General features: G+C 75.5%; 20 protein-coding genes. 11 read left to right on the top strand and 9 right to left on the bottom strand.

Translation table 11 applies throughout. From position 1 onward, the window contains the following. Nucleotides 1-370 precede the first annotated feature (370 nt). The 5 genes from VG276_05360 to VG276_05340 all read right to left on the bottom strand — a co-directional run bounded on the left by VG276_05360 (nucleotide 371) and on the right by VG276_05340 (nucleotide 5823). Entirely contained in the window at nucleotides 371-1162 is a 792-nt protein-coding gene (locus VG276_05360; GenBank protein HEV8648833.1) for a DUF3105 domain-containing protein, read from the bottom strand. Between the two features lie 245 nt (nucleotides 1163-1407). Beyond that, on the bottom strand, nucleotides 1408-2817 hold the full coding sequence (locus VG276_05355) for a coenzyme F420-0:L-glutamate ligase (protein ID HEV8648832.1): 1410 nt from the start codon (nucleotides 2815-2817) through the stop codon (nucleotides 1408-1410). Next, complete coding sequence (cofD, locus tag VG276_05350; protein HEV8648831.1) at nucleotides 2814-3746, bottom strand: 2-phospho-L-lactate transferase; 933 nt, start codon at nucleotides 3744-3746, stop codon at nucleotides 2814-2816. Before cofD ends, VG276_05355 begins: the two co-directional genes overlap by 4 nt. A gap of 212 nt (nucleotides 3747-3958) precedes the next feature. After that, a complete protein-coding gene (locus VG276_05345) occupies nucleotides 3959-5113 on the bottom strand; it encodes a DUF5667 domain-containing protein (GenBank protein ID HEV8648830.1) in 1155 nt (384 codons plus the stop codon). A 2-nt stretch (nucleotides 5114-5115) separates the two neighbouring features. Continuing rightward, nucleotides 5116-5823, bottom strand: coding sequence for a sigma-70 family RNA polymerase sigma factor (locus VG276_05340; protein ID HEV8648829.1), 708 nt, complete (start codon nucleotides 5821-5823; stop codon nucleotides 5116-5118). Nucleotides 5824-6058: 235 nt separating this feature from the next. Here VG276_05340 and VG276_05335 point away from each other — a divergent pair, with 235 nt between their 5' ends. The 3 genes from VG276_05335 (at nucleotide 6059) to VG276_05325 (ending at nucleotide 11947) form a co-directional block, all read left to right on the top strand. Next, nucleotides 6059-6301, top strand: coding sequence for a WhiB family transcriptional regulator (locus VG276_05335; protein HEV8648828.1), 243 nt, complete (start codon nucleotides 6059-6061; stop codon nucleotides 6299-6301). Nucleotides 6302-6740: 439 nt separating this feature from the next. Continuing rightward, nucleotides 6741-9899 carry a glycosyltransferase family 2 protein gene (locus VG276_05330; protein ID HEV8648827.1) on the top strand — a complete coding sequence of 1053 codons (3159 nt, stop codon included), beginning with the start codon at nucleotides 6741-6743 and terminating at the stop codon, nucleotides 9897-9899. Continuing rightward, nucleotides 9896-11947: a hypothetical protein gene (locus tag VG276_05325; GenBank protein HEV8648826.1), complete on the top strand. Its 2052-nt coding sequence runs from the start codon at nucleotides 9896-9898 to the stop codon at nucleotides 11945-11947. Before VG276_05330 ends, VG276_05325 begins: the two co-directional genes overlap by 4 nt. 41 nt (nucleotides 11948-11988) lie before the next feature. Here the strand turns inward: VG276_05325 and VG276_05320 are convergent, their stop codons facing one another. Continuing rightward, complete coding sequence (locus tag VG276_05320; protein ID HEV8648825.1) at nucleotides 11989-12321, bottom strand: metallopeptidase family protein; 333 nt, start codon at nucleotides 12319-12321, stop codon at nucleotides 11989-11991. Between the two features lie 414 nt (nucleotides 12322-12735). Here VG276_05320 and VG276_05315 point away from each other — a divergent pair, with 414 nt between their 5' ends. The 6 genes from VG276_05315 to ahcY all read left to right on the top strand — a co-directional run bounded on the left by VG276_05315 (nucleotide 12736) and on the right by ahcY (nucleotide 18226). After that, nucleotides 12736-12912 (top strand): hypothetical protein, encoded by a 177-nt coding sequence (locus VG276_05315; protein ID HEV8648824.1) that lies wholly within the window; start codon nucleotides 12736-12738, stop codon nucleotides 12910-12912. Nucleotides 12913-13062: 150 nt separating this feature from the next. Beyond that, nucleotides 13063-14421, top strand: a complete 1359-nt coding sequence (locus VG276_05310) for a phosphomannomutase/phosphoglucomutase (protein ID HEV8648823.1) — start codon at nucleotides 13063-13065, stop codon at nucleotides 14419-14421. A 62-nt stretch (nucleotides 14422-14483) separates the two neighbouring features. Then, complete coding sequence (locus VG276_05305; GenBank protein HEV8648822.1) at nucleotides 14484-14663, top strand: Trm112 family protein; 180 nt, start codon at nucleotides 14484-14486, stop codon at nucleotides 14661-14663. Then, the gene (locus VG276_05300; protein ID HEV8648821.1) at nucleotides 14660-15898 is read left to right on the top strand and encodes a bifunctional phosphoglucose/phosphomannose isomerase; all 1239 of its coding nucleotides are present in this window, start codon (nucleotides 14660-14662) and stop codon (nucleotides 15896-15898) included. Before VG276_05305 ends, VG276_05300 begins: the two co-directional genes overlap by 4 nt. Next, complete coding sequence (locus VG276_05295) at nucleotides 15895-16707, top strand: purine-nucleoside phosphorylase (protein HEV8648820.1); 813 nt, start codon at nucleotides 15895-15897, stop codon at nucleotides 16705-16707. Before VG276_05300 ends, VG276_05295 begins: the two co-directional genes overlap by 4 nt. A gap of 265 nt (nucleotides 16708-16972) precedes the next feature. After that, nucleotides 16973-18226, top strand: coding sequence for an adenosylhomocysteinase (gene ahcY, locus VG276_05290; protein HEV8648819.1), 1254 nt, complete (start codon nucleotides 16973-16975; stop codon nucleotides 18224-18226). Nucleotides 18227-18400: 174 nt separating this feature from the next. On the opposite strand, the gene VG276_05285 is transcribed toward ahcY, so the two are convergent. Further along, nucleotides 18401-18922: a hypothetical protein gene (locus VG276_05285; GenBank protein ID HEV8648818.1), complete on the bottom strand. Its 522-nt coding sequence runs from the start codon at nucleotides 18920-18922 to the stop codon at nucleotides 18401-18403. 121 nt (nucleotides 18923-19043) lie between these two features. Then, entirely contained in the window at nucleotides 19044-20048 is a 1005-nt protein-coding gene (locus tag VG276_05280; GenBank protein ID HEV8648817.1) for an RDD family protein, read from the bottom strand. Nucleotides 20049-20302: 254 nt separating this feature from the next. Between VG276_05280 and VG276_05275 the strand changes: the two genes are divergently transcribed. Then, the gene (locus VG276_05275; GenBank protein ID HEV8648816.1) at nucleotides 20303-21043 is read left to right on the top strand and encodes a PIG-L deacetylase family protein; all 741 of its coding nucleotides are present in this window, start codon (nucleotides 20303-20305) and stop codon (nucleotides 21041-21043) included. Between the two features lie 80 nt (nucleotides 21044-21123). Next, a complete protein-coding gene (locus VG276_05270; GenBank protein HEV8648815.1) occupies nucleotides 21124-22236 on the top strand; it encodes a stage II sporulation protein M in 1113 nt (370 codons plus the stop codon). A gap of 69 nt (nucleotides 22237-22305) precedes the next feature. Here VG276_05270 and VG276_05265 read toward each other — a convergent pair whose 3' ends face one another. Then, nucleotides 22306-23625, bottom strand: a complete 1320-nt coding sequence (locus VG276_05265; protein HEV8648814.1) for a DUF58 domain-containing protein — start codon at nucleotides 23623-23625, stop codon at nucleotides 22306-22308. Between the last annotated feature and the right edge of the window lie 183 nt (nucleotides 23626-23808).

Raw genomic sequence — 23808 nt, 5'->3', positions numbered from 1 at the left:
CGCGGGGCGCCAGGCCACGACGTGGGGCCATCGGACAAACGGGGACGAATCGCGACGTTGCCGGGGCCCTGGGTGGATACCCAGGCGCGAGCGGCCCTGGGCCGGCCCCCCGCCCAGGGCCGCTCGCCACCAGCAGGGGCTCGTGACGGGCGACCGCTGTCCTCGTCGAGTGGGATGAGCTCGAAGTAGGCTGTAAGGACAACTGCCGACTCGGATCAGTCGAAGTAGCCCCTGCGGGGACGCCGTGCGGGCGTGAAGAACTGGCTCATGTCAGGCGAAGTCAGTCTGTTTCCGGTCAGTGAACGTATCTGGCGGTGTGGGCGAGGGCGATGAACTCGTCGCCCCGACACAGGAGGGTGGCTGACCGCGCTCAGATGGCGCTGGGCTCGGGGGCGACCGACTTTGACGCGCCTGGGAGCATGTAGTCGTTGACGAAGCCGGAGACCACGTCGACGTCGGCCCGCTGGCAGGTCTGCAGGCGCTGCCAGGCGGTGAGCGCGACCCCGTCGGTGGCAAGGCCCGAGTAGGGTGCGAGCACGAACTTCTGCCCCTTCAGGCCCTCGGCGAGCTTGGTCAGCGTCTCCAGCTGGTTTTCGGGCAGGTTCTTGTACTGGATCACCACGTAGCCGTGCTCGAGGTTGTGGACGATCGCCCGCTCGTCCTGCTGGTCTTTGTAGACCCCGCGCGGCAGCGGGGTGGCCAGGTGGTCGCCGGAGGTGGGCGGGTTGGAGTTCCAGTTCCCCGGCTGCTTGTCGGGGCTGATGTGGTTCCTCCCGGCCTGGGTGAGCTGCTGCACCTCGTTGCAGCCGGCCGCCTGCCTGGCGGCGGTGAGCGTGGCGGCGTCGGGCCTGGTGAGCTGGACGCTGCGGTCCCTGCCCTGCCAGACGATGATGCCGACCAGGGCGACGACCACGGCCAGGACCCCGGCGGTCCAGGCCAGCGTCCGCTGGCGGCGGCGCCGCTCGGCCTCGCGCCGGGCCGCCGCGCCCTTGACCAGCTTCCCCCTGGAAGCCTGCTTGGCGGCGGCCTGCTTGGCGGCGGCCTGCTTGGCAGCGCCCCCCTGCTTGGCAGCCCCCGCCTGCCCGCCTTGCTTCCTGGCCCCGCCCTGGGGACTGCCCTTTGGCGCCTGGGTCGGCTTCTTCGTCTTCCGCTGATCAACCATGAACGTCGGTCTCCGCTGCGTCGGCGCCGGTTGCGTCGATTCTATGCAGCTCTATGCAGCCGGCGGAAGCTTGCGCGTGCCCGCCGCCCCGTCTGCCCGGTCCGAGTTCCTGCGCCGGGGCGGTGTAGGTCCGCCCGCCCAGGATATCTGCGCCGCAGGTCGCGATGCTGGGGCGGCCGACGGAACCGATGGGCGGAGGCACACCATGACCGGGATGGCCGGGTGGAGCCAGCCGCGAGTGACCGTCAGCGCCGCAGCAGGACCTCGGCCGGGTCCACGGGCGGGGCGGGTGCGGGCACGCCGGCCCGGTCGGGGTGGCCGGCGGCCACGGTCCCGAGCGCCAGCCAGCCGGCCGGCAGGCCGAGCGCGCTGGCGGCCGCTTCCCGGCTGGACCGGCTCGACGCGGTGAAGGCGCCGGCGAGTCCCTGAGCGTGCAGGCCGAGCAGCAGCGTCCGGACCGCGCCGCCCGCAGCCAGCAGCTCGCCGGCGTCCGCCTCGGCCGCCCGTGGGGCGGCAGGCCCGTCCGGCAGGCCCAGGCAGGGCACGAGCAGCACCGGCGCCTCGCCCCCGCCGGGTCGGTCCGGTGGGCGCTCGACGGCCAGGCAGCGCTCGCGGGCGGCAGGCGAAGCGGCGTGCACGACCCGGAACGGGCGGGCGCCGCGCGGGAAGGGCGTCGCGGCCGCGGCGAGCACGGCCCGCTCGATCGCGGCCGGGTCGACCGGGTCGGGCAGCAGGCGCGCGGGCGGGCCGCCCGCGACGAACGCCAGGAGGTCCTCGGGCCCTGAGGCGGTGCGGAACAGGTCGGCCGAGGCCGGGCGGACGAGGTCCCGGGCCCGGCCGTGGCCTGCCGGCCTCGGCACGCCCCGCAGCAAGGCCGCCGGGGTCCGGGTCACCTTCCCCTTCACCAGGTCGGCGGCGGCGGCGACCTCGTCGGCCACGGCCATCTCGGTCACCTCCAGGAGGCGGCCGTCGCCGTCCGGCCGCCCGCGGTAATCCTCGATCGCGCCCATTCCGGCCAGGCCGACCGCGACGTCGGCGTGGCCGGCACGCCAGGGCCGGCCGAGCGTGTCGGTGACCACCACGGCCACGTCGGCGCCGGTGGCGGCGACCAGCGCGGCCCGCAGCCTGGCAGCCGACGCATCGGGGTCCGCGGGCAGCAGCACCAGCACGTCGCCGCCGGTGTTGGAGGCGTCCACGAGCGCGTTGGCACCCACCAGGCCGTGCCTGGTCTCGGCGATCACCATGGAGCCGCGCCTGGCCACGACCCGGACGGTCTCGGCCGCGACCGTCTCGGCGCGGACCCGGTCCCGCTCGGCCGGGTCGGCGGGCAGCGGCACGGTGCGGCCCTCTGCCTTGGCGACCACCTTCGACGTGACCGCGACGACGTCGCCGTCCTCGAGCCGCTCGCCGGACGCGTCCAGACCGTCGAGCAGTAGCCGGGCCAGGTCGTCGCCCGGGCGGACCTCGGGCAGCCCACGCAGGGGCACGACCACCAGCGCCCGGCCCGGGGCGGTAGGGTCCGCCCCAGGCGCCCGGCCCGGCGCGGTAGGGTCCGCCCCAGGCGCCCGGCCCGGGGCGGAAGGGTCCGCCCGGGGCGGCCGGCCCGCGACCGCGCCGCCGGCGGGCAGCCGGGTGGTGCCGCCGTCGCCGGTCACAGCAGGCTCAGGGCCGTCTTGGCCAGGGCGGCGGCGTCGTCGGGGGTGTGCATGACGGTCTGGGCGACGGCGGCCTGGAGGCCGAGGGCGGTGACGTCCGCCGCCTGCTCGGCGTCGACCTGGTCGAGCACGAAGGCGTCGGCCAGGTCGGCGTAGAGGCCGGCGACGCCCCGGGCCGACACCTCCACGCCCCAGGCTGGCAGCAGCTTGTCGGCCATGCCGCGGACCGGCGCCCCCCCGACGATCGGGCTGACCGCGACCTTCCGGCAGGGGGCGGCCTGGACCGCCTCGAGGAGGCCTGGCACGGCAAGGATCGGGGCGACCGACACGACCGGGTTGGACGGGCAGACCACGATGCCGTCGGCGGCCGCGACCGCGTCGAGCACCCCGGGCGCGGGCCGGGCATGCTCAACGCCTGAGAAGCGGACCCGGCGCACCGGGTCGGCCGCCTGGCGGGCGACCCAGTACTCCTGGAAGCCGAGGTCCTCTGGACCGTCGGGGCCCTCGACCTCGACCCGGGTCTCGACCCGGTCGTCGCTCATAGGGACCAGGCGCACGGGTACGCCGAGCCGGCGGCACAGCTCGAGGGTGACCTGGCTGAGCGAGGCCCCCTCGGCGAGCAGGCGGGTGCGGAGCAGGTGGGTCGCGATGTCGGCGTCGCCCAGGGAGAACCAGCCGGGCTCGCCCAGACGGACAAGTGCGTCGTGCACCTGCCAGGTCTCGCCGGCCAGGCCCCAGCCCCGCTCGTCGTCGGACAGGCCGGCCAGCGTGTACATGACCGAGTCGAGGTCGGGGGAGACGGCGAGCCCGTGCAGACGCAGGTCGTCGCCGGTGTTGCCGACGACGGTGATCGCCTCGGGAGGGTGGCTCCGGACCAGGCCGCGCAGGAACCTGGCGGCGCCGACGCCGCCCGCGAGCGCGACGAGCATGGGCGTTCCTCGCAGGAGAGCTGGACGGGGCGGCCCAAGGATACGCGCTGGCACGCGGTCCGAGCCGGCGAGCCCGATGCTGGACGGCTCGAGGCTGGTAGCCGGGGCCGAACCCGTCGGTGTCCAGGGCCGAGGCTGGGCTCGGCGCCCGGGGCCGAACCCGCCCGTGCCCAGGGCCGAGGCTGGGCTCGGTGCCCAGGGCCGAGGCTGGGCTACCTGGCCTCGGCGTCCTCGGGCGCCGCGGCGAGATCCTCGGGGTCGACCGGCTGCCCGGCGGCGAGCAGGCACTTGGCCCACTGCCGGCGCTTGGCGGGCGTTGCCGGGCGCTCCCCGCAGTTGCTCGCGGACGCCTCCCTCGCTCCCACGGTGGTGCTCGACGCCACCTGCGCGGCGCCGGCGGCGACCGTGGTGGTGGTGATGCCGGTGACCAGCGCGGGCAGCAGCGCGCCACTGGTCGAGCTGGTGGGCGGTGCACTCGTCGTGGCCGGGGTGACCTGGCCGGACGCGCCACCCTGCTGCTCCTGCCTCAGCTTGGCGCTCACCAGGGCCTCCTTGGCGGCCTCGATCGCCTGCTGGGCCGCTGGGGAGGTGGTCGGGATCTCCCGGGAGACGGAGGCGAGCTGGACGATCTGGTCGTTGGTCACCTCGGCGAGGTCCTGCCTGAGCGCGACCCCCCGGCCGGAGTCCCCCTCCCGCAGGGAGGCTTCGTCCACGGCCTTGCCGGCGGCGTCGACCGCGTTCTGGAGAGCGGTGATCGCGTCGGGGACCCGGCCGACCGCCTTGCGCCGGACCAGGCCGGCCAGCTCGGCGGCGCGGACGTCGGCGATGCGCAGGTGCTCCCGCGCGCTGCCAGCGGGCGACCAGACGAGCGCGGCCAGGCGGACCTGCTCGACCGAGCGTTTCAGCGGGTAGAGCGGGTGACCAGGCAGCGAGCTGGCCGACACCATCGTCGCCGGGACCAGCGCCAGCGCGGCGGCCAGGGCGACCATGGTCACGCGGCGGCGAAGCCGGGAGCGGGGCCGCCCGACCGGCAGGGGCACCGGCTGGGCCGGGATCTCGGTGCCGATCCGCCGGCCCGACCCGTTCAGGGATGATCCGGCCGGGGAGGACCCGCTATGGGAGGGCCCGCTGAGGGAGGACCCGGCCGAGGAGGACCCGGCCGGCGCGAACCTCGGGGCGCCGGTCACGCGGCTCAGGTGCTGGCGGGCGGCGCCAGGGTCGATCTGCACGGCGGACAGCTCGGCCCGGAGCGCCGCAGCGACCTCGACCAGTGGTGCGAGCTCCCCGCAGCGCCCAGTCCGCGACCCCTCCGGGGACGCGTCGAGCAGCGCGTCGAGCTCGTCGTCGAGGTCCCAGGACCGGCCCATCGTCACCCCTCCTCCCGCCTAGGAAGGCGACCAGGGGGTTCCGATGGATACGGGTCCTCGCTGACCTCGTCAGATCTACGGTCGCTACCTAAGTCCAGCAGCCGGGCGAGGCTGGCCAGCCCGCGGTGCTGCAGCGCCTTGACCGCGCCGGTGGTCTTGCCCAGGGTGGCGGCCACCTCCGGGGCGGTCAGGCCGGCCGCGATGCGCAGCAGCAGCACCTCGCGCTGGTCGTGGGAGAGCTCGTTGAGCGCGGCCATGACCCGGCTGCCCTCGAGGCGCTGCACGGCCAGCTCCTCGGGGTCGGGCGCGCCGGCCGCCATGGCCGCCTCGTCGCGCACGTCGTCGAGGTTCTCGGTGCGGGCCCTGGCCTCGCGGCGCCGGTGGTCGTACAGGTCGTGGCGGGCGATGCGGAACAGCCAGCCGCCCAGCGCCTCGACCGGGCCGTTGAAGCCGGGCAGGTCCTTGATGGCGTCGGCGAAGACGTTGCCGGTCAGGTCCTCGGCGGCGTGCTTGTCGCCCAGCGCGGCCACGAAGAAGCGGTACAGCCCGGGCGCGTAGGCGCGGTAGATGCGCGCGACGGCGTCTGGGTTGCGGCGCCTGGCCGCGACCAGGTCGGCCGCGGTCAGCTCGACACCGGCCACGGCCTGCTGGGAGGCGTCCTGCGCCCCCTTCGCGCCCTGTGAGCCCTGTGCCGGTCTGATACTGAACACCAATGCGCCTCGGCCTCCCGCGGTTCGGCGGCGTAGAGGCTATCCGATTGGCCTGGAAGAGGACGAGTCCGACGGGGCTCTCGCGGGTCACGGATTGGCGGCGAAGAAATACCAAACTTCTTGATTTTGCCTCTCAAGCTACCAGAGAATGTCACCGATGTAATTACGGCCATGGAGTTCCGCGACGGGTGCCCGCGCCCCGAACTGGCCGCCGTGCATCGATCAGGAGGCAGCGATGAGCCCACTCCTTCCAGTTGAGATCCAGCCCTGGTACGAGCGTGCTGCCTGCCTCGACAAGGACGCCGACTGCTTCTTCCCCGAGAAGGGCGGGTCGACCCGGGAGGCCAAGCGCATCTGCGCCACCTGCACGGTCCAGACCCAGTGCCTGCAGTACGCGCTGGCCAACGACGAGCGGTTCGGCATCTGGGGCGGCATGAGCGAGCGCGAGCGGCGCCGGCTCAAGCGGCTCGCGTCATAGGCACTTCTCGGCTTGTCTCCTCCGCACTTCTGCGTACCTCGACGCCCGCACGCTTGCCGGCATCCGGGCCGCGCACGGCTGCCCTGGCGGTGACGGCCCCGCCCGGGAGCCCGAGCGCGCCGAGGCGGGCGCCGGGCGGGCGCGCCACGCCCCGAGCGGCCTCCATGACGCGTCCCTGCGGCAACCGTGCCGGTCGGAGCGCCGGAACGGGCGCCCCAGCCGAATCCCCGCCAGCGCGCAGACCCGGGCGTGGCGGCGCCTCGCCGTGCCGGAAGGCCGCCGCGGCCGGGCCTGGCCAGGCCCTCGAAGCCCGGCTGCGGCGGCCTTCCGGCGTGCTAGCATGCGCCGCCGCCCGTGGGAATCAAGCTCGCCCGCGGGCGTTTCGCATGGTGTCAAAATACGCGGCTGAACCTCCGCGTCGAGGAGTCGGGCAGTGGCAGTGAGTCGACCAAGGGTCCTGGCAGCGGTCGTCGTCCACGACGGGCGGCCGTTCCTGCGGGACACCTTCCGTGGCTTGGCCGCCCAGACCCGGCCCATCGACGACGTGGTCATCGTCGACACCGGCTCGACCGACGGCAGCGCCGACTGGGCCCGGGCGCGGCTGGGCAACGACGCCGTCCTGGCCGTGCGCGGCCAGTTCGGCCGGGCCGTGATGTCGGTGCTGCGCGACGAGCGTGCGGCCGGGATGGACTGGCTGTGGCTGCTCCACGACGACTCCGCGCCCGAGCCCGACGCGCTCGAGCAGCTGCTGGCCGAGGCCGAGTCGAGGCCGAGCGCGAGCATCCTCGGCCCCAAGCTCGTGTCGTGGAACGACCCGCGCCGGCTGTCGGAGATCGGCTGGTCCATCGACCGCACCGGCCGGGGGGTCTCGCCCATCGAGGACGACGAGATCGACCAGGGGCAGCACGACCAGGTCCGCGACGTGTTCTTCGTGTCGACCGCGGGGATGCTGGTGCGCCGCAGCGCCCTCATGGCCGCCGGCGGCTTCGACGAGCGCATCTCGGCGTTCGGCGACGACCTCGACCTGTGCTGGCGGACCCACCTGGTCGGCGGGCGCGTGCTGGTGGTGCCCGCGGCGCGGGTCCGCCACTTCGCCGCCGCCGCCTCCCGCAGCCGCCGCACCAGGGCCGTGTCGCTGCCGCGCTACCTGACCGAGCGGCACACCACGATGGCGCTGCTGAAGGCGACCAGGCTCCGGCGGCTCCCGCTGGTGCTGCTGCTCGCCTTCGTGGGCGCGCTGGTCCGGGTGGCCGGGCTGGCCCTGACAGGGCGGCCCGGTGACGCCGCCCAGGTGCTGTGGGCGTGGGGGTGGAACGTCAAGGAGCTGCCGATCACCCTGGTCCACCGGCGGCGCATCCAGGGCAGGCGCAAGGTCGACGACAAGCTGCTGGCCGGCCTGCAGGCACCCGGCGGCCAGCGCCTGCGGTCGCTGCTGCGCGGCTGGCTCGACCTGCTCTACGGGGAGGTCGGCGAGCACGTCGCCCAGCCGACGTTCAAGGAAGAGGAGGACACGCCCAACCTCGGCGCCTCCGTCGGCCGGGTCCTCGCCCGCCACCCGGTCGGCTTCATGGTCGCCGCGTTCGCCGTGCTCATGGCCGTGTCGCTGCGCTCGCTGCTGATCGCCCCCGGCATCGGCGGCGGCTCCCTCGCCCTGTGGCCGTCCACCGCCCAGTCGCTGTTCGCCGAGTACCGGTCGGTGTTCCACTCGGGCGGCCTCGGCTCGACTGATCCGGCCTCGCCCTCCCTCGCCCTGCTCGGCGTCTTGTCGACCCTCACCCTCGGCAAGGCCCTGCTGGCAGAGAAGCTGCTGCTGTGGCTCGCGCTGCCGCTGGCCGCGGCGAGCTGCACGCGGGCGCTGCGGGTGCTCGTGGCCGAGCTGCCCGCCCGGGCGGTGGCCGGCCTGCTCTACGCCAGCTCGCCGCTTGCGATCGGCGCGCTCGCCCAGGGCCGCATCGGCGAGCTCGTCTTCCTGATCCTCGCCCCGCCCGCGCTCGCCCAGGTGCTGCTCGCGTTCCGCGCCGACCAGCCGCGCGAGCCGTGGCGCCCGGCCCTGCGGTTCGCGCTGCTGGCTGCGGTGTCGGTGGCGGTGTACCCGCCGGCCCTGGTCGTCCTCGGGCTGGTGGTGCTGCTGGCCGTCGGGCTCGCGGTGGCCAGGGCGCCCGGTGGCGGACCGGCGGGCCGTGCGGCCGGAACGGCCGGCACCCACCCGGTCAGCGGGCGCGGGTTCGCAGTCGGCCACGCGATGGGGCGCGGGTTCGCGGTCCGCCAGTCGATCTTCCTGGTCGCCGGCTTCGCCGTGGTGCTGCTGCTGCTCCTGCCCTGGAGCGGGCTGCTGTGGACCGGCTCGTCGCCGCTGGGCGCCGTCGACCGCGTGCTGGCCAGCCCCTCCATGCTCGACCTGCTGCAGCTCCGGCCTGGCGGCCCCGGGCTGCCGAGCTGGCTGGTCGGGCCCGTCTACCCGGCCCTGGCCCTGGCCGCGGTGCTGTTCGCCCCCGCCACCCGCCGCATGCAGGCGTTCTGGCTGGCGCTCGGGCTCACCGTGGCCGCTGCCCTGGCCGCCTGGCAGGCGTCCGGCCTGCCGCCGACGTTCACCGACTGGCCCGGTGGGGTGCTGGTGCTCGGGGCGGTGGCCTGGGCCGGCGCGGCCGGGCTTGCCCTGGCCGGGTTCGGTTCGATGCGCCTCAAGCTCGAGCTGAGCCCGCGGCGCGTCGCCGCCACCCTGCTCGCCCTGCTCGCCGTGGCCGGCGGCGTCCTGGTGCTCGCGCACGTGGCCCGCGGCGCGTGGTCGCCGCTGCGGCCGGTGCGCGAGCATGCCCTGCCGGCCACGGTCACCGGCACCCAGGCCCGTGTGCTGTGGCTGGCGGGCCGGCCCGACCACGGGGTCGACTTCGCTGTGACCGGCCCGGACGGCCGGACGCTGCTCGACTCGGGCAAGCCGGCGCCCGGGGCCGCCGCCGAGGCGCTGGCGACGCTGGTCACCGACATCGTGCAGGCCCGCACCCACCGGGTCGGGGCGATGCTGCAGATGTTCAACGTGGGGTACGTGGTGGTGCGGCCCGGTCCGGACGCCGACCGGCTCGCCGGCCTGGTCGGCCGGCAGCAGGACCTCACCCTGCGGCCCTCCCCGCAGGCCGCGATGTACCAGGGCCCGACCGTCTCCCCGGGCGGCTGGGTGATCCGCGGGCAGCCCCCGACCCGGATCCAGGAGGTGGTGACCGGCCCCGGGCTGGCCCCGCTGCGCGGCCCCGGGGCGCCCGCCTCGGTGACCGGCCCGGCTACGGTCGTGCTGCCCGTGCCGGCCAGCAGCACCTGGCGTGCCACGATGAGCGGCGCCCAGCTCCGGCCGACCGCCGTGCTCGGCTGGGAGCAGGGGTTCATCGTGCCGGCCGGGGTCAGCGGCTCGGTCCGCGTCGAGCAGCTCGGGCAGGACCGGCGCGACATGCTGCTGCTGATCGAGGGGCTCCTGGTGCTGGCCGCCGTGGCCACCATGCTCCGCCCGACCAGGGCGGCGCCGCCGGCCGCACCGATCACCCTGGACGACGCCACCACCGGCGACCTCCGCATCGCCGAGCTGACCAGGCAGGGGGCATCCCAGTGAGCGACGGCCGGGACCGTGGCCAGGGCGGGTGGGCCGACGAGAGGGGCCCTGGCCGCCCACCTGGACATCCCGGCTACCCGATCGACGACGACCTGTTCACGCCCGGCGGCCACGCCGAGAACGACCCCCCACCGGCCGGCCGGGTCGTACCCGGGCGCGCCGAGCGCAGCAGTGGCCCGGTACAGCCGGGCCGGGCGAACCGGAACTTGAGCCGCGTCACCGGGCGGCTCACCCGATCCAACCCGGTGCGTGGCACCCCTCCCCCTCCGGGTCCGCCGCCTCCTCCGTCACCGCGGCAGCGCGGCGCTCCTGTCCCCGGCCGGGACCCGGCCGCGCCGGCCTGGAGGCCAGCCGAGGACCCATCCGGCCCGCCGGAGCAGGCGCGCGGGGCCGACCCTGGCGCGCCTCAGGCGAGCCGGCCCGACCCCACGGTCCCGCCGGTCACGCCCGGACGGGCGTCCCGCCACGCCGCGCGCCAGGCCGGCTGGGGCCGGTCGGACCGCTCCGGCCGGGGTGCTCCTGACGGCGCGGGTCAGGGCTGGTCGGACGGCGCCCGCGGGGCTCGGGACCGCGCTGGCGGCACCGGTCGGGAGGCGCGCGGCGGTGCGCCCCCTCCGCAGGCGCCCGGGCGGACCAGGCCGCGGCCGGCCGTCGGGTCCCGCAAGGGCGTGTGGGCCCGCCTGGCCCTGGCCGCGGGCCTCGTGGCCGCCGCCGGCGCTCTCGTCGGCGTGGCCCAGGTCCTGCCGGCCGCCAAGACCCCGGCCCCCCCGGCCGCTGCGGCGCCCTACGCGGGCCGCTGGGTCTGCCCCACGCTGCCGCGGCTGGCCGGGACGGTGACCGTGACCAACGTTGGCGCGGCCCCGGCCAGGCTCCGCTCCGCCGCGAGCGCGGCGCAGGCCACGGTCGTAGGCGGCGGGCAGACCCGGCGCGGCGGCCCCACCACGGGCACCCTCGCGCCCGGCGGGACCAGGAAGCTCAGCCTCAAGCCGAGTGCCGACGCCGGCTTCGTCCAAGTGGAGGCGTTCGGAGCGCCGATCGCGGTCGCGGCCGGCGGGCAGCCGCCGTGCGCGCCCGGTCCGGGCGACCGCTGGTGGCTGCCCGGGCTGACCTCCAGCAACACCGCACGGGCCGACGTCGTGCTCGCCAATCCCGACTCGGTCGACGCGACGGTCGCCATCACCCCGCACCTGACCGAGGGCTCCATCCACCCGGTCGGCCTGCAGAACATCTTCGTGCGGGCCGGCACCGCCGTGGTCAAGACCATCGACGTGCCGGACGTGCAGACTCTGCCGTTCACCGCCGAGGTGGTGGCCACGTCCGGCCGCGTCGTGGCCGGCGCCCTGGTCACCAGCAGGGTCGGCAAGCAGACCAGGCAGACACTGGTACCCGGCCAGCCCTCGCTGCGGTCGTCGTGGGTGTTCACCGGCGGTCTCACCCCGACCGCCAACGACGTCGAGGCCCTGATCGCCAACCCCAACCAGGGCGAGCTCACCGTGGTGGCCGACGCCACCACCGACCAGGGCACGTTCAAGGCGCCCGGGTTCGACCTGCCGATCCCCGACGGCGCCATCGCGCAGATCCGCGTGCCGCTCAACCCGGGCAAGACCGGCGCCTTCTCGCTGCGGATCCGATCCAAGGACGGGGCCAAGTTCGTGGCCGCGCTCCGGTTCAACGTCGCGGGCGGGCGCGCGGGCGGCTACTTCGAGACCGGTGGGAGCCTCGACGACGCCAGGTGGCTGCTGCCCCAGGCGCCCGCCAGCCGCAAGCTCGTGTTCGCCAACGTCTCCGGGGAGCCAGTCACCGCCCAGCTCTCCCGCCTGGCCGCAGCGGGCGCGGCGGGCGGTGGCCCAGTCGGCTCGATCACCGTGGCACCAGGCAAGGTCGGCCTGCGGGCGGTCCCCGCCAACGTCCAGAGCCTGCTGATCGTGGCCTCCGGGCCGGGCCTGGTGGCCGCTCCGCTCGGTGGCGGCCAGGTCGTGCCCGGCTCCCAGGTCGGCGGCCTCCCGGTCGAGGGTCCGGTCCTCCCCGGCCCTGCCGCCGCGCCGTAAGGTCCATCGGTTGGGGGGCCGTGGGGAGCGTGCCATGGCTCTTACCAGCCGAGTTCGTCCAGCCGGTCGTCGTCGATGCCGAAGTAGTGGGCGACCTCGTGGATGACGACCTCGCGGACCAGCTCGGCCAGGTCGGCGTCGGAACGCGAGCGTGCCTCGACCGGGCGCCGGAAGATCACGATGCGGTCGGGCAGGACGCCCGAGTACCCCGCGCCGCGCTCCGGCAGCGGCACGCCCTGGTACAGGCCGAGCAGCAGGCCGCCGCCGGGCACCTCGTCGCCCCGGAAGGTCTCCTCGACCATGAACTCCACGTTGGCCAGCCGGTCCCGGAACTCGGCTGGCAGCGAGGCGACAGCCGACTCGACCAGCCGCATGAACACCCCGGTGCTGGTGCCGGGCGGCTGTACCTGGGGCAGCCCGAGCCGGGGCCGCGGCGCGCGGCGGGCGTGACGCTGGCGGGGCAGGGCAGCCTCCTCGCGATCAGGGACCGGTGACCACAGACGATAGCCGTCCCGCTGGCGGGCTGCGACGTGGCGGGCCGGAGCGGCACACCCGGTCTGGTAGGGTCCCGTACGGCGGTGCCCGCGGGGACTGGTAGGGGAGACCTGAACGTCGTCCGGGTGCCGCCCCCGCGGCCAAGGTGTCTAGTCCTGGCGGGCGGCACGGTCGCACCCCATCGAGCCATGCGCCAGCGTCCGGCCCCTGCCGAGTGATGGAAGCAGGCCGGCACGCCATGCCCGGCCGCCCGTCCTGGCAGCCCCGCGCAGCTCAACCGCCGAGGTCCCCGTATGCACTGCCCGACGTGCAGCTCGAACAGCCTGACCGCGATCAGGATCCGGCTCGCTCCCGACGAGGAGCACACCTTCGCCTCCTGCCACGCCTGCGAGTGGAAAGGCTGGTTCAAGGAGGGCAGCGCGGTCCCCCTCGAGCGTGTCCTGTCCCTGGCCTCCGAACGCCGCTTCTGACGCCCGCGCCTGTCTCCCGCCCCCAGAGGAAGACGTCGATGACGGCCGGCCGCTCCCGAGAGCGACCGGCCGTCGCGGCGTGGTAGATAGAATGCGCGTCTGCAGCCGCCGCCTCCCTCCACCCGGAGGCCGTTCCAAGGAGTCCCCGCCGTGCCCGCCGACCTCGACAAGGTGTTCAAGGCCTACGACGTGCGCGGCGTCTACCCCGACGAGCTGGACGAGGACCTGGCCCGCGCGGTCGGCCGTGCGTTCGTGACCCTGACCGGCGCGGAGTCGATCGCGGTCGGCTACGACATGCGCCCGTCGTCGGTGCCGATGGCCGACGCCCTGACCGACGGGGCGACCAGCCAGGGCGCCGACGTCGTCCGGGTCGGGCTCTGCTCCACCGACATGCTCTACTTCGTGTCGGGTGCCCTGGACGTGCCCGGGGTGATGCTCACCGCGTCGCACAACCCGGCCCGCTACAACGGCTTGAAGCTCTGCCGCGCGGGTGCCGTGCCGGTGGGGGAGGAGTCGGGTCTGCGGGACCTCGAGCGGATGGTGGCCGCAGGGGAGCCCGCCACCCAGGCCGACCGGCCGGGGACGGCGGCCGACGGCGAGGACCTGCTCGCCCGCTACGCCAAGCACGTCCGCGGGTTCGTGGACGAGGGCGCCCTGCGTCCCCTCAAGCTGGTGGTCGACGCGGGCAACGGCATGGCCGGCCATGTCCTGCCCGCCGTCTTCGACGGCCTGCCGTTCGAGCTCGACCCGATGTACTTCGAGCTGGACGGCAGCTTCCCCAACCACCCGGCCGACCCGATCAACCCAGCCAACCTCGCCGACCTGCGGGCGCGGGTGGTCGCCACCGGGGCCGACCTCGGGCTCGCGTTCGACGGCGACGCCGACCGGGTGTTCCTGGTCGACGATCAGGGCGGGGTGGTGCCCTCGAGCCTGGTCGTGGCGCTCGTGGCCCGCATGATGTGTGAGCGTGAGCGGGGCGCGACCGTGCTCTACAACATCATCTGCTCCCACGTCGTCCCCGAGACGGTCCGCGAGGCCGGCGGCAAGCCGGTGCGCACGAGGGTCGGCCACTCCTTCATCAAGAAGGTGATGGCCGACACCGGCGCCATCTTCGGCGGCGAGCACTCCGGCCACTACTACTTCCGCGACAACTACCGCGCCGACTCCGGGCTCATCGCCGCCCTGGTCACCCTCGAGGTGCTCTGCCGGGCCGGCAAGCCCCTGTCCGAGGTCCTCGCCCCGTACCGGAGGTACGCCGACTCCGGTGAGGTCAACCGCCGGGTCGAGGGCGACCCCAAGGCGGTCGTGGCCCGGGTCGCCGAGCGTTACCCGCCCGAGCGGCGCGACCTGACCGACGGCCTGACCATCGAGGGTGACGGCTGGTGGTTCAACCTCCGCCCGAGCAACACCGAGCCGCTGCTCCGCCTCAACGTGGAGGCGGCCACCGAGGCCGAGATGGAGCGGGTGCGGGAGGAGATCCTCGAGGCCGTCGGCGGCGAACCTGCCTAGCAGCACCAACCCGGCCCGGCCGGTCCATCCCGGCCGGGGCCATGTCGACAAGGAGCCAAGCCATGGCGATCGACAAGGACCTGCTCGCGATCCTCGCCTGCCCCAACTGCCGGGGCGAGGTCGACTACAAGGAGGCCGAGCAGGTCATCGAGTGCCGCGAGTGCCACTACCGCTACCCGGTCCGCGACGACATCCCCGTCATGCTGGTCGACGAGGCCGAGAAGCCGGAACCGGCCAAGTGACGCAGGCCGACCTCGACGACCCGGCCGCCCTGGCCGCGGCCGACCCGTGGGGCATGCTGGCCGCGGTCGCCGGGGCCGGTGCGCAGGCCCGGGCCGCTGGCGCCCTTGCCGAGCAGGCCGCGCTGGTCGGGCCGATGCCCGACACGGTCGTGGTCGCCGGCATGGGTGGCTCGGGGGTGGCCGGCGACGCGCTCGCCGCACTCGCCTTCGCCGAGTCGACCGCGCCGGTGGTGACCGTCAAGGGCGACCGCCTCCCCGCCTTCGTGGGGCCGGGCACGCTGCTGGTCGCGGTGTCGTACTCCGGCAACACCGACGAGACCCTGTCAGCGGTCGAGCAGGGGCTGAAGGCCGGCGCCCGGCTGGTCGCGGTCGCCTCCGGCGGTCGCCTGGCCGAGCTCGCCAAGGACCGCAGCGCCCCCTTGGTGCTCGTCGAGGGCGGCAGCCAGCCCAGGGCCGCCTTCTGGTCCCTGGTCGTGCCCGTGCTGTCCGCCGCCGAGGCGGCCGGGGTGCTCCGGCCGCTCCGGTCGCAGGTTGCCGCCGCCGCCGACGCGCTCGACGCCGAGGCGGCCGAGCTCGGTCCCGCGGTCCCGACCGCGGCCAACCCCGCCAAGCAGGCCGCCCTCCGCCTGGCCGGCAAGCTCCCGGTGGTGTGGGGGACAGGGCAGCTCGGCGTGGTCGCCGCGACCCGGTTCCGGACCCAGTGCAACGAGAACGCCAAGGTCTCGGTGGTCTCGGCCGCCGTGCCGGAGGCCGACCACAACGACGTGATGGGGCTCGAGCCCGGCCTCGGCCCCGGCCGCGAGCTGGTCCTGCTCCGCGACCCGCCCGGCGAGCACCAGCGCGACGGGCTGCGGCTGGCGGCCGTGCGCGAGGCGCTCGGGGCCGACCCGATCGTGCGCCAGTCCGGGGACGCCGTCCCGCTGGCCCGCCTGGCCCGCCTGGTCGCCTTCGCCGACTTCACCTCCACCTACCTCGGTATCGCCCGCGGCGTCGACCCGTCCACGATCGCCACCATCGACCGGGTGAAAGCGGCCCTGGCCGCCGGAGCGCGCGAGGTCAACTCGCCCGGAGCGGGCGGGGCCCCACCGCCTGGAGCGGGCGGCGCCCCACGGCTTGGAGCGGGCGGGGCAGTACGGCCTGGAGCGGGCGGGGCAGTACGGCCTGGAGCGGGCGGCGGCCCACCGCCTGGAGCAGGGGAGGCCCGGCGGGGCGAGGGGCTCGGGGCGCGGCCGTGAGCGGGCCCGCGGTCCCCGAGGCGGTCACCACCGCGGCCGGGTCACTCGCGTCGCGGCTGCCCGAGAAGCCGGCGGTGTCACTGGTGCTCGGGTCGGGCCTGGGCGACCTGGCCGAGGAGGTCGAGGGTGCGGTCGTCGTGCCCGCCGCCGAGGTACCAGGCATGCCGGTGCCCAGGGTGCCCGGGCATGCGGGCGCGCTGGTCGCGGGCCGGCTGGCCGGGGTCCCGGTGCTCGTCCAGGCCGGCAGGGTCCACACCTACGAGGGGTACTCCGCCGCCGAGGTCGCCTTCGCGACCCGGGTGGCCGCCGAGCTGGGCTGCCGTGCGCTAGTCGCCACCAACGCGGCCGGTGGCCTGAACCAGGACTTCAAGCCGGCCGACCTGATGGTCCTGACCGACCACATCAACTTCCTGTTCGACAACCCGCTGCGGGGCGAGCCGGCCTTCGTGGACCTGGCCGGCGCCTACGACGCGGCCCTGCGGGACGAGGCCCTGCGTCACGCGGCGGCGGCCAGCATCCCCGTCCACCAGGGCGTGTACCTGGCCGCTGCCGGACCCTCCTACGAGACCCCGGCCGAGATCGCCATGTTCCGGACCTGGGGCGCCGACGCGGTGGGCATGTCCACCGTGCCTGAGGTGATCGCCGCCCGCGCCCACGGGATGCGGGTGGCGGCTATCTCGGCGATCACCAACGTGCACCGGCCTGGCGGCACCCCGACCAGCCACGCCGAGGTCCTCGAGGTCGCCGCGCGCATCCGCCCCCGCTTCCGCGAGGTCGTGCTCTCCCTGCTCCCGGCCGCCGCTGCCTGACCGGGGCCGGCCGGCCATGGCACAGGTGCTGCTGGGGGCCGTGGGGAGCGACTTCCTGGTGGACCCGCCGGCCGGCACCGACAACGGCACAGGCGCTGTTGGGGGCGGCGCCGACAACGGCCCAGGCGCCGTTGGGGGAGCTGTGCGAGCACACGCCGGCGCGCGTAGTTGAGTCAAGGGGTGGCTGTCGGGCAGACTGAGCAGTCAACCAGCGGCACCAGCATGAGCGCCGGCGTGCCGTCGCATCTGCCCCCGAGGAGGATCCTTGCCCTACGACGTGACTGACATCGCCCTCGCCGACGAGGGCCGCCTGCGCATCGAGTGGGCCGACCGGCACATGCCGGTGCTGCGCGACATCCGCGCCCGCTTCGAGAAGGAGCAGCCGCTGACCGGCCTCAAGGTGGCGGCCTGCCTGCACGTGACCACCGAGACGGCGAACCTGATGCGGACGCTCAAGGCGGGTGGCGCCACCGTCGTCCTCTGTGCCTCCAACCCCCTGTCGACCCAGGACGACACGGCCGCCGGGCTGGTCAGGCACTACGGCATCGACGTGTTCGCCCGCCGCGGGGTGGACAACGCCGGCTACTACGCCCACCTCGAGGCGGCGCTCGACACCCGCCCGAACGTCACCATGGACGACGGCTGCGACCTGGTCACCCTGCTCCACACCAGGCGCAAGGACCAGCTCGGCGAGATCCGCGTGGGCACCGAGGAGACCACCACGGGCGTCATCCGCCTCCGCCAGATGGAGCGCGAGCGCGCCCTCGCCTACCCGATCATCGCGGTCAACGACACCCCGACCAAGCACCTGTTCGACAACCGCTACGGCACCGGCCAGTCGACCATCGACGGCATCCTTCGCGCGACCAACCTGCTGCTGGCCGGCACGACCTTCGTGGTCGCCGGGTTCGGCTACTGCGGCAAGGGCCTGGCCATGCGCGCCCGCGGCCTCGGGGCCAAGGTCGTGGTCACCGAGGTCGACCCGGTGCGCGCGCTCGAGGCGGCCATGGAGGGCTACCGGGTCGCCCCGATGGCCGAGGCGGCCCGCGAGGCCGACGTGGTCGTCACGGTCACCGGCGACCGCGACATCCTCCGCCGCGAGCACTTCGAGGTGATGCGGGACGGCGTGGTCATCGCCAACTCCGGCCACTTCGACGTCGAGATCGACAAGGTCGCCCTGCGCGAGCTGGCCGCCTCGGTGACCCGGGTGCGCGAGAACGTCGACGAGTTCCAGCTCCCCGACGGCCGCCGCATCAACCTGCTCGCCGAGGGCCGCCTGGTCAACCTGGGCGCCGCCGAGGGGCACCCGGCCGCGGTCATGGACATGTCCTTCGCCGACCAGGCCCTCTCGCTCGAGTGGCTGGCCCGCCAGGAGGAGCTCGAGGTCCGCGTCCACGACGTCCCGGCCGAGATCGACGCCGAGGTGGCCCGGGTCAAGCTGGCCACCATGGGCATCGAGATCGACACCCTGACCGACGTCCAGGTCGAGTACCTGCACTCCTGGACCGAAGGCACCTGATCAACCCCGGCACCACGCGGGCCCTCACCCTCCGGTGAGGGCCCGCTGCGTTGCGGCATGCAGGCTCGCTTCCGGTGACGCCGGCCCGGCCCCGGCCCCGCTCAGGCCGGCCCGGTCCCGGGTCAGGCCGGCCCGGTCCCGGGTCAGACCGGGACAGGCCGGCCCCGCCCCCGGTCAGGCCCAGTCGTCGGTCGAACGCTGCCGGGCGAGCCCGGCGGCCCAGAACTCGTCCATCCACGGCTCACCGTCCGGCGGTGCGCGGACGCCCAGCTGCCGCAGACCGGCGTTGATCGCCATCCCGCGGAACCCCGGCCCGGACGCCACCGCGAACCCCTTGCGGTGCTCGTCCGGGGTCCGGGTGCGCAGCGGCCCGAACCACACCTCCCGGTCCCGCCAGCCGATCGCCGCCTGGGCGCCGGACCCTGCGAAGAACTCGGCTTCGGCGTAGAGAACCGGCCCGCCCGCCGAGAGGCTGGCGGCCCAGCGCGCCACCTCGGGCGTGAGCTGGCGGAAGCCGGACAGCGGCCAGGCGTTCCCGGGGGCGCCCATGGCCCGGACCGCGGCCAGCACCGGCCCGGTGAGCGGGACGAGCGCGAGCCCGGCGTCGAGCCCGACGACCCTGGCGCCGGGCACGGCCGCCACCCCGGGGCGCAGGATCCCTGGCGCACCGATCAGGCCGGTCAGGTCGTATCCCATGCCCCGATCCTCCCGCCTGCCCGCCAGCTCGTCCAGGCGGTGTCCACAGGCCCGCGGGACGCATGCCCGGCCGGGTGGCCGAGGTGCCAGGTGACGGCCAGAGCCGCGCGGCCCGGTGAGGCTATGCCGGCGGGACGAAGCCGCCGGGCTCCGGCGCTGGCCGGGGGGCGGGCGATGGCTCCGGTAGCGGGGCGGGTGGCGGCCCGGGCGGGGGAGCCGGCGGCGGACCACCCGGCCTGGGACCGGGACCTTGAGACGGCCATGCCGCGGCACCCGGCAGGGGCGCGGTCGGCTGCCGCTCCGGCGTCGGCGGCCTGGGTGGCGGGAGCGCCGGGCCAGCGCCCGGCTGGCGCTGGGCCACGCTCGCGCGCTGGCGCTGCTGGTAGGCCGCGGCGACGCACCCGAGGAACACCTCGGGGGAGACCCCGGGCGGGGGCGGCGGTCGCAGGCGGCTCGCGAGCGGCCCGGCGAGCTGCTGGGCGAGCGCGACCCTGGGCGCGAGTGGGAGGCTCGGCGCCCGCAGCAGGAAGCTGCGCACCGTCTGGTACTCCTGGGTGGTGAGCCGGGTCACGTCGAGCGTGGCGGTGTAGGACTCGTAGCCGGGCGGCGGCGCGAAGCTGACCGGGACCGGGGCGGCCAGGCCGCTGCGCTCACGCAGGACCAGCGTGCCCGCGACCAGGTCGCCGAGCCGCTGGTTGTCCCGGGTGAACAGGATGAACACCACGGCGAAGAACCCGAGCCCGAGGAAGAAGTCGACCAGGCCGAGCAGGGCCCGGATGGCGGCGTGCCTGAACCTGACCGGCGCGCCCTCCCGGGTGACGACCCGCAGGCCGAGCGCGGCCTTGCCGGGCGTCCGCCCCCGCCACAGCGTCTCGAAGGCGATGAAGTAGCCGAAGAACCAGCTCGGCAGGAGCACCACCACGAGCGCGAGCCCGCTCCACTGGGGCAGGTCGGAGCCGGCCACGCTGCCGATCAGGGCGATCGCCAACAGGAGCAGGAACAGCCCGGCGGTGACGATCAGCTGGTCGAGGAAGTACGCGAGGATCCGCGAGCCGATGTTGGCGGTGCGGAACTCCAGGGCGACCGCCTCGGGGGTCACCATCCGGGTCGGCTCGACCTGCGCCATCTGTGTTCGCTTCCCCCTCCGGCGGTGTCGGGTCAGGCCGCGGCGGTGTCGGGTCAGGCTGCGGCGGTGTCGGGTCAGGCCGCGGTGCGTGCCGCGGCTCGCGCCGGGCGCGTGGACTCCGTGCGCACCGTACCGCCCCCGTCCACCTCCGCGCGACCGCCGCCTGCCGGTCTGGTCGATCCGCCGGGCCGGCCGCGGTGGACCGATGGGACGGCGGTCTGCGACGATGCCGGCGTTCGGACGAGGGAGGCCCGATGACCGTGGAGAACGCGCCAGCGCCCTACGAGCCGCTGCCGGAGGACTGGCAGCGGGCGCTCGTGATCGTCGCCCACCCCGACGACATCGAGTACGGCGGGGCGGCCGCTGTCGCCCGCTGGACCGCGCAGGGCAAGGAGGTGGCGTACTGCCTGGTCACCAGCGGCGAGGCAGGCATCGACGCGATGCCGCCCGACAAGGCCGGACCGGTCCGCGAGGCCGAGGAGCGTGAGTCGGCCCGGCTCGTCGGCGTGCACGCGGTGGAGTTCCTCGGCCACCCCGACGGGGTGGTCGAGTACGGCGTGCCGCTGCGCCGCGACCTCGCCCACGTCATCCGCCGGCACCGTCCCGAGATCGTGGTCACCGGGAACTTCCGCGACACCTGGGGCGGTGTCTTCCCCAACCAGGCCGACCACGTCGCGGTCGGGCGCGCGGCCCTCGACGCCGCCCGGGACGCCGGCAACCGCTGGGTGTTCTCCGACGGCGGCGCCGAGCCCTGGAACGGGGTGCGCGCGGTGTGGGTGGCCGGCTCGCCGCAGGCCGGGCACGCCGTCGACGTTGGCGGGACCTTCGCCGTCGGGATGGCGTCGCTCCGCGCCCACGAGGCCTACCTGGCGGGCCTTGGTGCGGACAGCCCCGACCCGGAGGAGTTCCTCGAGAGCTTCGCCCGCGCGGCCGGGACGAGGCTCGGCTGCAGGCTCGCGGTGCCGTTCGAGGTCATCCCGCTGCGGTTCTTCTAACGCCCGTCCGTGCCGGTGCGAGCGGTCGCTCCTCGGGCTGGCTCCACCGCGCCGGGTGGCGCCACCCGTAGAATCGGCCGGTGGACATCGACCGCTACATCGCCGTCAACGGGCCCGTCTGGGCCCGGCTGGCCGAGCTGACCGGCCGCGCCCAGCGCGGCGTGGGCCGGCTGCCCGCCGCCGAGCTCGACGAGCTGGTCCGCCTCTACCAGCGGGTCGCCAGCCACCTGTCCTACGCGCAGACCTACTACCGCGACCCCGCCCTCACCGCCAAGCTGAGCGGGCTGGTCGCCCGGTCGGCCGCGGTGGTCTACGGCAACCGGCCGCGCACCCTGCGCGTGCTCGGGCGCTTCTTCACCAGCACGTTCCCGGCCGCCGTGTGGCACCTGCGCCACTTCGTGCTCGCCGCGACCCTGCTCAGCCTGGTCCCGGCGCTCGCCATCGGCATCTGGATCAGCCGCTCGGCCGCCGCGGTCGAGGCGCTCGGCCCGCCCGCCGTGCGCGAGGCCTACGTCAACCGCGACTTCGAGGCCTACTACTCGTCCGAGCCGGCCGGCGCGTTCGCGTCCCAGGTGTTCAGCAACAACGTGCAGGTCGCGTTCGTCGCGTTCGCCCTGGGCGTCCTGTTCTGCGTCGGCACCGCCTACGTGCTGGTAAGCAACGGCGCCCAGCTCGGGCTGGTGGCCGGCCTGTTCGCGGCTGTGGGCCAGTCGCCCAAGTTCTGGGGCCTGGTCCTGCCCCACGGCCTGCTGGAGCTCACCAGCGTGTTCGTTGCCGGCGCCGCCGGCCTGCGGCTCGGCTGGACCCTGATCGACCCTGGCGACCGCGGTCGCGCGGCCGCGCTGGCCGAGGAGGGCAGGCGGGCGGTGGTGATCGTGCTCGGGCTCATCGTGGCCTTCGCCGTCGCCGGCGCGATCGAGGGCTTCGTCACCGGCCGGCCCTGGCCCACCTTCGCCCGGGTCGGCATCGGCGTGGTCGCAGAGGCCGCCTTCCTCGCCTACGTCGTCGTGCTCGGCCGGGCCGCCGCGGCCCGGGGGTTGACCGGGGCGCTCGGCGAGGAGGACGCCGGCTGGCTGTCACCCGGGGACCAGGCCGCGTCCGCCCGCGCCCGGCTCGCCCCTCAGAGCCGCCCGCCTGCGCCCGGCTCGCCCCTCAGCGCTGTCCGGCCCGGCCCTCAGCGCCAGTCCTCATAGCCGCCCGGTGCCCTTCAAGGGCCGCCCGGTGCCCTTCTCAAGGGCCTTCAAGGGCCGCCCCGGTGGCCCTCAGAGCCGCCCGGTGGCCTTGACCCGCAGGTAGGCGTCGGCCAGCTCGGGGGCGAGCCGCCCGGGCCGGTCGTCGACCACGACCGCGCCCAGGCCGCGCAGCCGCGCCACCGTCCGCCGCCGCTCGGCCAGGGCGGCGGTCGCCGCCGCCCTGCGGTAGGCAGCCCCCGCCTCGGCCGGGGTGGAGCGCGCCCAGGTGGCCACGTCGGGGTCGGCGACGCTGGCCACCACCACCAGGTGGTTGCGGGCGATCAGCGGGAGGGCGGGCAGCAGCGTCTCGCTCACCGCCTGCTCGGCCAGCTCGGTGAGCACCACCAGCATGGCCCGGCGCCGGAACCGGACCAGGGTCTCGGCGAAGGCGCCCCGGTAGTCGCTCTCGACCAGCTCCGGCTCGAGCGAGTACATCGCCTCGGTGACCCGGGAGAGCTGGTCGCGCGCATGGCCCGGGCTGACCACAGCCCGCACCTCCCGGTCGAAGGCGACCAGCCCGGCCCGGTCGCCCAGCCTGGTCGCGACCGCGGTCAGCATCATCACCGCGTCCATGGCGTGGTCCAGGCGGGGGACCCCCTCCACCCGCCCGGCCATGGTCCGGCCGGCGTCGAGCAGCAGCAGCACGGTCTGGTTCCGCTCGGCCCGGTAGGTGCGCACGATCGGCTTGCCGGCCCGGGCGGTGGCTGCCCAGTCGATGCGCCGGAACTCGTCGTCCACGCTGTACTCGCGCAGCGCGTCGAACTCGGTCCCGCCGCCCCGGCCCTGGGCAGAGCGCAGCCCGACCTCGAGGATGCGCGCCTTGTCGATGCGCAGCTCCGCCTCGTCCCGCGAGGTGAACGGCGGGTACACCCGCAGCGTGCCCGGCAGGCGGCGCCGGCTCTGGCGGGCGGCCAGCCCGAGCGGCCCCTCGACCCGGAGCACGACCTCGGTGGGGGTGAAGCGGCCCCGGCGCCGGGGCCGGATCGCGGTCGAGGCCGCCGCCCGCCCGTTGGCGGGCACGGTGAGCCGTGCCCGCCTGGTCGTGGCCGACAGCGACGGGGCGAGCTCGTCGGCCAGCCGGACGCGGACCGCCCGGCCCGCGCCCCGCCCGCGCCGGTTGGCGACCCGCCAGGTGACGCTGGCGTCGCCGCCGAGCGGCACGATGCCCGGCAGCTCGCGCTCGACGTCGAGGTCTGAGGGCCTGGCCGCGAGCAGCCAGTCGACCACCGCGGCGGCGAGCAGCGCGCCGTCGGCCACGACCAGGCCGAGCGGCGGCGGCAGGGGCAGGAGCAGTACGGCCACCGAGGCGATCGCGGCGGCCGCGGCCAGCCGCCAGGTCGGCACGGGCACGGCTACACCTCACCCGCCACGCCGCCGGACCTGGCCGGGCTGGCGGGTGCGCAGGCCTCGGGGACCGACGCGCCGCCGGGCCTGGCCCGGCCCCCGGGAGGGGTCGCCTCGCGGACCGGTGCGCCGCCGGGCCTGGCCGGGTCCCCTTGTGCGCACGCCTCCGGAACCGACGCGCCGCCGGGC

Source organism: Actinomycetes bacterium (assembly GCA_036000965.1).
In the GTDB taxonomy this organism is placed as follows: Bacteria; Actinomycetota; CALGFH01; order CALGFH01; family CALGFH01; genus DASYUT01.
Note: the sequence above shows the minus strand (reverse complement) of the source record. Positions and strands in the feature narration are given on the sequence as shown.

Coding starts and splice junctions, on each gene's coding strand:
- VG276_05360 (HEV8648833.1), bottom strand. CDS start 1,162: ATGGTTGATCAGCGGAAGACGAAGAAGCCGACCCAGGCGCCAAAGGGC.
- cofD (HEV8648831.1), bottom strand. CDS start 3,746: ATGCTCGTCGCGCTCGCGGGCGGCGTCGGCGCCGCCAGGTTCCTGCGC.
- VG276_05345 (HEV8648830.1), bottom strand. CDS start 5,113: ATGGGCCGGTCCTGGGACCTCGACGACGAGCTCGACGCGCTGCTCGAC.
- VG276_05335 (HEV8648828.1), top strand. CDS start 6,059: ATGAGCCCACTCCTTCCAGTTGAGATCCAGCCCTGGTACGAGCGTGCT.
- VG276_05320 (HEV8648825.1), bottom strand. CDS start 12,321: ATGCGGCTGGTCGAGTCGGCTGTCGCCTCGCTGCCAGCCGAGTTCCGG.
- VG276_05315 (HEV8648824.1), top strand. CDS start 12,736: ATGCACTGCCCGACGTGCAGCTCGAACAGCCTGACCGCGATCAGGATC.
- VG276_05305 (HEV8648822.1), top strand. CDS start 14,484: ATGGCGATCGACAAGGACCTGCTCGCGATCCTCGCCTGCCCCAACTGC.
- VG276_05285 (HEV8648818.1), bottom strand. CDS start 18,922: ATGGGATACGACCTGACCGGCCTGATCGGTGCGCCAGGGATCCTGCGC.
- VG276_05280 (HEV8648817.1), bottom strand. CDS start 20,048: ATGGCGCAGGTCGAGCCGACCCGGATGGTGACCCCCGAGGCGGTCGCC.
- VG276_05275 (HEV8648816.1), top strand. CDS start 20,303: ATGACCGTGGAGAACGCGCCAGCGCCCTACGAGCCGCTGCCGGAGGAC.